The following is a 6,403-nucleotide window of genomic DNA, read 5'->3' as shown; positions in this document are numbered from 1 at the left end:
ACCTGCGACCCCTACGTCCCGAACGTAGTGCTCTACCAAGCTGAGCTACTCTCCGCCAAGGGCGCCTATTGTATGCAGATGGCGCTTGAACGCAAGGGGCGCGGTCAAATGCTCAGAATGAGGACCCGGGCTGCTTGAGAAACTCGATCTCCTCTGGTGTCGACTCGCGACCCAGGATCGCATTGCGGTGCGGGTAGCGTCCGAAGCGGTCAATGATCACCTTGTGCTTTTCCTCGAACTCCAGGTTGTGTTCCAGCCCCGGTTGATCGAACAACTGCATGGCACGCTCATGCGCCAGCACCGATTCACTGTGCATGTACGGCATATACAGAAAAGCCCGCTGCATGGGCTCGCTCAGGTGCTGGTCGTCTTCCCGGGCCACGGCTTCCTGTGCCAATACCAGGGCCATGCCGTCGCAGGCGAAGGCGGCGGGCTGGTCGCGATAGATATTGCGCGAGAACTGGTCCAGCACAATGATCTCGGCCAGACGGCCTTCCGAAGTCGTTCGCCAGTCGACGCCTTCCCCCATTGCGACCGCGTGGTGCACTGCACCGAAACGCTGGGCAATGGTATTGTCCAGCGTGTCACTTTTGCGGAACCAGTCCTTTTGGCTCAGTTCCTCAAACCAGAACTGCAGGACTTTGGCGGCCGCTGCGTGTACCACCTGCCGGTTGGATGAGTTTGTCATGCCTCAGATTCCTCCCCCTGGGTAACTGGCCAGTCCGGGCCGTCAGAGCTATCCTGTCTACGACTCTTCATAGCCGCATCACGGATACCCAATGACCGAACATCTGGTACAGCAAAGCACCCTCTCAGAACTTTGGCAACGTATTTACGGCGCTGATGCGAACACAGCCTTGCAACGCTTGCAGGACCTGCTGGACCAGCGACGCCAGGACCTGGTCGACCACCCCCCCAGCATGCCGGGTGAGCTGAACCCGGAGTGGTATCGGGACGCGGTTATCTATTGTCTTTATGTCGACGCCTACGCGGGTGATTTTGACGGGCTGACCGGCAAGCTGGATTTTCTCGAGCAACTGGGCGTGAATACCCTCTGGCTGCTGCCCATTCTGGACTCGCCGATGCGCGACCAGGGTTTTGACATCAGTGATTTCCGTGCCATCCGGCCTGATCTTGGCGGCAACGAGGCCTTTATACGCTTTGTCGAGCAGGCCCATGCCCGCGGCATCCGGATATTGTTCGACATGGCGGTCAATCACTCCTCGGATGAACACCCCTGGTTCAAGGAAGCCCGTCAGAACCCCGATTCCCCTTATCGCCACTATTACATCTGGAGCGACCAGCCGGACCGCTATCTGGATGCCCGCCTGCTGTTCAAGGGCATGGTGGATTCCAACTGGGAGTACAATGAGGCTACCGGCGACTACTACTTCCACCGGTTTTATGCGTTCCAGCCGGACCTCAATTACCGCAACCCGGACCTGCTGATCGACATGATCGACAACATGCTGTTCTGGAAGGCGCGCGGTGTCGACGGCCTGCGCATGGACGCCATCCCCTTTATCTGGAAGGAAGAGGGTACCGACTGCGAAGACCTGCCCACCACCCATACGATTCTCAAGCTGATACGCGCGGCGCTCGACTACTGCCAGCCAGGAACGCTGCTGATGGCGGAAGCCAACATGGAGCCGCACGAGGTGGTCAGTTATTTCGGCGACGCCGACGAATGTCAGACGGCCTATCACTTCCCGTTGATGCCTCAATTCTTCATGGCCCTGGCAGAGGCCGACTACCGTTACATTCGTGATGCACTGTCGCCGGAAGTGACGCCGATGATTCCGGAGTCCTGCAGTTGGATGAGCTTCCTGCGCTGTCACGACGAACTGACGCTGGAGTTTGTGACGCCAGAGGTGCGCGAACGCATGAACCACTTCTACCTGCATGATCCCCAGTGCAGCTTCCGCCAGGGTGAAGGCATTGCCGGGCGCCTCTTCTATCTGCTGCAGCAAGACCCCGAAAAGATGCTGCTCATGCATTCCATGCTGTGCGCCACCGAGGGCTCACCCATCCTCTACTACGGCGACGAAGTGGGCATGGGCAATGATCAGCAGTTCTTTGATGACTCAAGTCGGCAGACCGGTTTTCGCGATGCCCGTTTTCTGAACCGGGGGCCGATGGACTGGCAGCGGGTTGAGCGCGCCCTGAACGACAGCGAATCAGTGGAACATCAGCTTTTCGAGGGCATTCAGGCCATCATCCGGGCGCGTCGCGAGTTTGCGGCCTGCTTTCACGGACCGGGTCGCTTCATGGATCTGCATGACCCGGCCCTGTACGGCATCGCCCGCCAAGCCGGCCAGACACACCTTGAGGTGTACCACAATCTGTCCGACCAACCCCGGCATCTGGAGCTGCCCACCCCGATGCGTGATGTGATGACCGGACAGGAGACGGGGCGCCAGATCACGCTGGCCGGCCATGCCTATTGCTGGCTGACCCCGGTCGACTGATTTATTCAGAGGCTACTGTGTGAGCCATCACACAGCGGCTGGCCACCCGTCTGCTTGCAGCCACAGAAGTAGAGCGTCTTGGTCTCTTCAGCCTGATACATGACCGGGTTGAAATCGGTGGTCTTGTGGGACCCGTCGCAAAAGGGCTGCGTGGCGCTTTGGCCGCAGGCACACCAGGCGTAACGCTTGCCCGCTTCGACGTCGACCGGGAATGGCCCTTTCTGTGCAACTTTGGCTTCACTCATGTGACGCTCCGCTATTCTCTGAAGTCCACTGGAAAGGCTAGTCATGAAGCCGGCACAGTGCAAAGAATGCCCCATCTTTTCGGTGCGCCCACCAAACCGACCGCTTCATTGTCGCGTAATCCGACTCGACATACTTTCCTGGAAACACTGATGAGCGATCTGATTTGTGTGCTGTACATCAGCCGCGCAACCTTCAAGCCGCTGCCGGCGACCAAAGGCATTGAACCCAATGTGGGCCGTATTCTGCAAGCCTCTCGCACCAACAATGCCCGGCGTGGCGTGGGTGGCGTCCTGTTCTATGGCGACGGGTGCTTCTTTCAGTGCCTGGAAGGCGAGCGCGACATCGTGAAGCCCTTGCTCGAAACCATCCGCCAGGATGAGCGTCATACCGACATTCGTGTGGTGTCCGAGCAGTCTGCCAAGCAACGCTATTTCGAAGACTGGACGATGAAATACACGTCCATCAATGATGCTGTCAAAACCATGCTCAAAACACATGGTTTCGAGCGCTTCGACCCCTATCAGTTTGATGCCAATCACTTCCGCGCTCTGCTAAAGACACTGAAAGACATCAACGACGAGGGGCCTGCGGATCTGCCCGATGAGCCGCCTAACCCGTCAGACAGTGACACACCGAAACGCAAGGCACCGACCATCCCGAAGACGGATGCGTCAAACGACCCACTGGCCAGGGGCTTGGCTTTCGCGGCGCTGGTCGTGGCCCTGGTGGCTCTGGTATTGGCCCTGTTCTGATTCAGCCGGTTCGCACGACATCAAAAGTGGGAAACCGACCGCTCGCGGGCGTTACCTGCCGCTCAACACCGGATACCTTCGCCGCAATGGGCCCGGCATGGCACCAGTCGTACAGCTTTTGCAGTTGTTCCGGCTCGCCTTCCGCCACAATTTCCACCCGGCCGTCACTCAGGTTGCGGACCCAGCCCGTCAGGCCCAGGGACTGGGCAGTCTGCTGCGTGGACCCGCGATAGAATACCCCCTGGACCCGTCCAGACACGAGCAGATGCCATTGCTGCGTCACCATTTACTCCTACCTCATCAGCCTGGTTAAAGCAGGCTAACCAACGGTCGCCACGGACGCAAATCAGACGCAAAGATGGCTCTCTATCGTCGTCACAACCTGCCATTGCATTGAAAACACAGTCATGCCTCCTATACTGAGCACGTCTATGCGCCATATTTGAGGCCCATTCACCTCTGAAAGGTCGACCCTTGGCCAATCAGCCGACAAGGAGTCACGAATGATCTGGTTTCTGGTGCTGCATATCGGTGCGATGCTGTTCTGGTGTGCGGCTCTGCTGTATCTGCCTTTGATCATCATGGGCCAGGTGCGACAGCAACACACCTTGGCCGAGGCGGCACAGGGCAATGACGGCCTGCCACGCTTCCTTTTTACCCATATCGCCACCCCAGCAGCACTGGCCGCCATCATTACGGGCACTCTTGTCTTCCTGCTGGACCGCAATGCCGATGCCTGGCTCATTCTGAAACTGACGCTGGTCGCCGGTCTGGTGGTGTGCCATACGCTGACCGGGCTGCTGGTATTGCGCTCGGAAACAGACCGCACCCGGTTGATTCCGTGGTGTAGAGCCTCTCTGGTGGTCCAGTTGGTACTGATGACCGGCATTCTCTGGCTGGTGCTGGCCAAACCGGACGTGGAGTTGCCGATATGAGGTCGTTAGCCGGGCTGTCAGGTGCCACCGGGATGATGTTTGTCGACGGCCTGCCGGGTATCCACCCCAACCCCGAATTCATAGACCATCTTGCCGCCCAGAAAACCGGTAATGGCGATCAGCCCTCCGGTCAGCAGCGACAGATAGAGACCCCAGGGCCAGATCACACTGACCGGGTCACCCACCCGCAACAACCAGTTCAGCGACGCCAGCGACAGCAGCATCACCGCCATGATGGCGTGACACCAGGCGGTTACCAGTCTTCGCACCCGGCGCACTGTGGTCAAGTCGACCAGCCCCGCAAAACCCGATACCCAGCCGCCAAGTGCACCGACGCCGGCCAGCCAGAGCCCGGCGCGGGCCCAGAAGCTGTCACCGGTCCACAACCAGGCCACATCAGTGGCCACCAGGCCGAGCAAGGCGGCGACCGGAAAATGAATCAGTATTGGATGCAGGGGGTGGCCATGAATCGCCATGCGGCTGGTGATCGGATTGGTGACAAGCTTGAGCGCCCGTTCATGATCACCGGGTTGCGGATGCGTGGCCATCGGCGAAGGCTCCCTTATGCTCAGCGAATGGAAATAACGACATGACTAGGTTAGCAGTCTCGAGCTGTCTTGGCATCCTGCTGCTGCTCAGCGGCTGTTCCGGATGGTTTGATGGCCCCTTGTCGACCCTGCAGCCGGCCGGCCCGGCAGCCCGTTCGGCGGCGCTTTTGTGGTGGGGAATGTTCCTGTTTGCCACCCTGGTGCTGATCGCCGTCACTGCACTGTGGATCATTGCCATGCGCCGCGACCCGGGTGAGGTCAACGATGCCGACGCCCAGCGCCAACAGAACCGCTGGATCTGGGGCGGCGGGCTGGCCCTGCCGATTGGCAGCATTGTGGTATTGCTCGCCTTCGGCATCCCCATGGGTCACAGCATGCTGCCGCTGCCCGCGGAAGACCGGGTGGAGATAGAGGTCACCGGCTATCAGTGGGGCTGGCGCGTCGAGTATCCGGAGCAGGGTATTGAGCTGCGAGACGAGCTGGTCATGCCCGCCGATACCCCGGTCGACATCATTCTGCGCGCCGAGGATGTCATCCATTCCTTCTGGGTGCCGAGACTGGCCGGCAAGACCGACATGATTCCCGGCCATACCAATACCCTGCGCCTGGTGGCGGATGAGCCCGGCACCTATCACGGCGTCTGTGCGGAGTTCTGTGGCGTCGGTCATGCGCACATGAAATTTACCGTGGAAGCCTTGAGTGCCGAAGATTTCACCGCCTGGCTGAATGACCAGACAGATCAGCAGGACGAGGGAGAAGCGGATGACTGAGACGACCCCAGTGCAACCCCACGAAACCAGCGAGCAGACCCGCAGCCTGCATCAGATGTTCAGCCGCGTCTGGGCCAACTGGCCCGGGCTGGGGTCGCTGGCGGCGGTGAACCACACCACGCTCGGCCTGCGCTTCATGATCACCGGCCTGATCTTCTTCCTGATCGGTGGCGTGCTGGCGATGCTGGCCCGCACCCAGCTGGCGTTGCCGGAGCAGGACATCCTGAGTGCCGATGTGTACAACCAGGTGTTCACCATGCACGGCACCATCATGATGTTCCTGTTTGCCATTCCGGTACTGGAAGGCCTGGCCATCTATCTGATCCCCAAAATGATCGGGGCGCGGGACCTGGTCTTTCCGCGCATCACCTCGCTGGGCTACTACTGCTACCTGTTCGGTGGCATCATCATCCTGTCCAGCCTGTTTCTGGGTGTGGCTCCGGACTCCGGCTGGTTCATGTACACCCCACTGAGCAGTGCCGAATTTGCCCCCGGTCCGGGCTCGGATTTCTGGCTGCTCGGTATTACCTTTGTCGAAATCTCCGCCATGGCGGCCGGCATCGAGCTGACAGTGTCGATTCTGCGCTCGCGGGCACCCGGCATGACGCTGCGCCGCATGCCCATCTTCTGCTGGTACATCCTGGCCATGGCGCTGATGATCGTGTTCGGCTTTCCGCCGCTGAT

General features: G+C 59.8%; 9 protein-coding genes. 5 read left to right on the top strand and 4 right to left on the bottom strand.

All coding sequences use genetic code 11. From position 1 onward, the window contains the following. Nucleotides 1–112 precede the first annotated feature (112 nt). Nucleotides 113–688 (bottom strand): DUF924 family protein, encoded by a 576-nt coding sequence (locus LAT62_RS15530; protein WP_293385998.1) that lies wholly within the window; start codon nucleotides 686–688, stop codon nucleotides 113–115. Nucleotides 689–779: 91 nt separating this feature from the next. On the opposite strand from LAT62_RS15530, the gene LAT62_RS15525 reads away from it, so the two are divergent. Beyond that, nucleotides 780–2,468: an alpha-amylase family glycosyl hydrolase gene (locus LAT62_RS15525; protein ID WP_293385996.1), complete on the top strand. Its 1,689-nt coding sequence runs from the start codon at nucleotides 780–782 to the stop codon at nucleotides 2,466–2,468. A gap of 5 nt (nucleotides 2,469–2,473) precedes the next feature. Here the strand turns inward: LAT62_RS15525 and LAT62_RS15520 are convergent, their stop codons facing one another. After that, complete coding sequence (locus tag LAT62_RS15520) at nucleotides 2,474–2,713, bottom strand: CDGSH iron-sulfur domain-containing protein (protein ID WP_293385994.1); 240 nt, start codon at nucleotides 2,711–2,713, stop codon at nucleotides 2,474–2,476. A 150-nt stretch (nucleotides 2,714–2,863) separates the two neighbouring features. On the opposite strand from LAT62_RS15520, the gene LAT62_RS15515 reads away from it, so the two are divergent. Then, nucleotides 2,864–3,466 (top strand): BLUF domain-containing protein, encoded by a 603-nt coding sequence (locus LAT62_RS15515; protein ID WP_293385992.1) that lies wholly within the window; start codon nucleotides 2,864–2,866, stop codon nucleotides 3,464–3,466. Between the two features lies 1 nt (nucleotide 3,467). On the opposite strand, the gene LAT62_RS15510 is transcribed toward LAT62_RS15515, so the two are convergent. Then, the gene (locus LAT62_RS15510; protein WP_293385990.1) at nucleotides 3,468–3,752 is read right to left on the bottom strand and encodes an acylphosphatase; all 285 of its coding nucleotides are present in this window, start codon (nucleotides 3,750–3,752) and stop codon (nucleotides 3,468–3,470) included. A gap of 217 nt (nucleotides 3,753–3,969) precedes the next feature. Between LAT62_RS15510 and LAT62_RS15505 the strand changes: the two genes are divergently transcribed. After that, nucleotides 3,970–4,401: a CopD family protein gene (locus tag LAT62_RS15505; RefSeq protein ID WP_293385988.1), complete on the top strand. Its 432-nt coding sequence runs from the start codon at nucleotides 3,970–3,972 to the stop codon at nucleotides 4,399–4,401. A 17-nt stretch (nucleotides 4,402–4,418) separates the two neighbouring features. On the opposite strand, the gene LAT62_RS15500 is transcribed toward LAT62_RS15505, so the two are convergent. Next, a complete protein-coding gene (locus tag LAT62_RS15500; protein WP_293385986.1) occupies nucleotides 4,419–4,949 on the bottom strand; it encodes a DUF2231 domain-containing protein in 531 nt (176 codons plus the stop codon). Between the two features lie 41 nt (nucleotides 4,950–4,990). Here LAT62_RS15500 and coxB point away from each other — a divergent pair, with 41 nt between their 5' ends. Continuing rightward, nucleotides 4,991–5,719, top strand: a complete 729-nt coding sequence (gene coxB / locus LAT62_RS15495; protein ID WP_293385984.1) for a cytochrome c oxidase subunit II — start codon at nucleotides 4,991–4,993, stop codon at nucleotides 5,717–5,719. 55 nt (nucleotides 5,720–5,774) lie between these two features. Beyond that, nucleotides 5,775–6,403: cbb3-type cytochrome c oxidase subunit I (locus LAT62_RS15490; RefSeq protein ID WP_293386000.1), on the top strand; the 629-nt coding region annotated here is incomplete at its 3' end.

Source organism: Natronospirillum sp. (assembly GCF_022565775.1).
Lineage (GTDB): Bacteria > Pseudomonadota > Gammaproteobacteria > Pseudomonadales > Natronospirillaceae > Natronospirillum.
The sequence above is the reverse complement of the archived record's forward strand: the minus strand, read 5'-3'. Positions and strand labels throughout refer to the sequence as shown.